The sequence below is a fragment of the Moorena sp. SIO4A1 genome, from assembly GCF_010672065.1.
Taxonomy (GTDB): domain Bacteria; phylum Cyanobacteriota; class Cyanobacteriia; order Cyanobacteriales; family Coleofasciculaceae; genus Moorena.
Genome location: NZ_JAAHHX010000477.1, coordinates 1 through 1,802 on the forward strand (window position 1 = coordinate 1; position 1,802 = coordinate 1,802).

Annotated in this window: 2 pseudogenes; both read right to left on the reverse strand. The window is 38.8% G+C overall.

The window, feature by feature from the left end:
• Positions 1-1,046: pseudogene (locus F6K53_RS39660) on the reverse strand (RNA-guided endonuclease TnpB family protein); the annotation flags it as partial.
• A gap of 611 nt (positions 1,047-1,657) precedes the next feature.
• A pseudogene (locus tag F6K53_RS39665) lies at positions 1,658-1,802 on the reverse strand (twin-arginine translocase subunit TatC); the annotation flags it as partial.

Here is a 1,802-nt window from a genome sequence, read left to right on the forward strand (position 1 = left end):
AGTCCAAACTCTTACATCAAGCGGCAACTCCTTGATCTGGTAATGACAATTAGAGCAGGTTTTAGAACTAGGGAACCATCGGTTTATCTCGACTAATACTTTCCCCTCTTTTTCGCACTTATAAGACAGGAAGTTTACAAAGGTTCCCCAACCCAGATCAGATATTGCTTTAGCTAATTTATGGTTACGAACCATGCCCTTGACATTTAGGTTTTCGACTACTACTACTTGATTCTGATCTACTATCTTTCTAGATAGCTTATGCAGGTAGTCTTGGCGGACATTTCTAATCTGTTCGTATACCTTAGCTACAATCTTTACGGCCTTTTTGCGCCCATTACTACCTTTTTTCTTTCGGGCAGCAATACGCTGTTTTTTGGCTAGTTTTTTTTCATACTTAGCCAAATGTTTGGGATTACTGAACTTAGAGGTCTTTTCGCCATCATAGGTGATCGCAAAATCTTTGATGCCCAAATCAATACCGATCACCTTCCCATCAGTGGATGACTTTACATGGTCACCCTCATACTCGACTAACACAGAAGCGTAATACTTACCAGAAGGGTCTTTACTGACTGTCACCGTTTTGATTTCCCCGTCTAATGGTCGATGGATTACTGCTTTGACAATGCCCAGTTTTCCAGGGAATTTCAAATAATTACCAACTTGTTTTACGTTTTGGGGATATTGAATTGATTGGCGATGATGATATGATTTGAACCTAGGATATTTAGCTCTACCTTGGCCTATGGCCACGCTTCGCGAACAAAAAAGTTTTGATATGCACGACTAAGATTGAGACTTACAGATTGCAAAACCTGAGAGTAACAATCTTTTAGCCATTCAGTTTCTTTTTCTTTTTTGAGTTTTGGCAGCATAGAGTTGAGTGCAGATTGTTTCAATCCTTTGCCAGTTTGCTTGTAAGTTTCTATACACTGATTTAGCCCATAGTTCCACCACCAACGAGCGCACCCAAAGTGTTGGGCAAGGATTTGAACCTGCTCTTGAGTGGGATAGATTCTGACTTTGACGGCTTTATGTTTCATTGGACTCAACCTTGTTATCGACCTTGATTACTATTATATATATTTTTCAGTAATTTGTCAAGGCGTAAAGTCAAAATCCCAGCTATCCATCCCCAACCTACTTGGCCGTAGGCCACGCTACGCGAACGTAGAGGTTGGGGAATTTCGCGAATTTTTGTTAAAGTAACACAGTTAACTAATAGTAAAGTTTAGTAAATCTCTGTAGTCGGCTAGGTTTTTACATACATTTATAATGGCTCTTCCGTAGATCGTATTATGCTAAATAACCGCCCAAATCTATTATCGCATTACTGGGCCATGCTTTGAATTGATAAAGAGATTTTTAACTGTCAAAGTAATGCCCAGTAAATTTCAGCATAAGCGAAATTCAAATTAGCATCAAATTGTGACGAAGAGCCTTTATTATCTTTTGATAAATAGTCATAATTCATGGTTTTGCCAGAACTTATGACTATTATTAATTAGCGACAATAATGCTAAAGATAGTTAGTTATTAATTGATCATTGGTCATTATATTACTATTCCATAAATCCTAACACTTGTATTAGAAAGATTCGATTTAGAAGCGCAATAGTAGTTTTGATAGCGGGTTGATTAACCCGACTTAATATTATTTACCCACCAACTTCACCATTCCAATCCCACCAAAATACAGACCAAGTACAGCACCCCCCAGTAAACTTTGAGTGAGAGGATCTGTCGAAGGAGTCAGCACCGCTCCCAAGATAGCTGCTCCTAGGACAACTGTGCGCCAA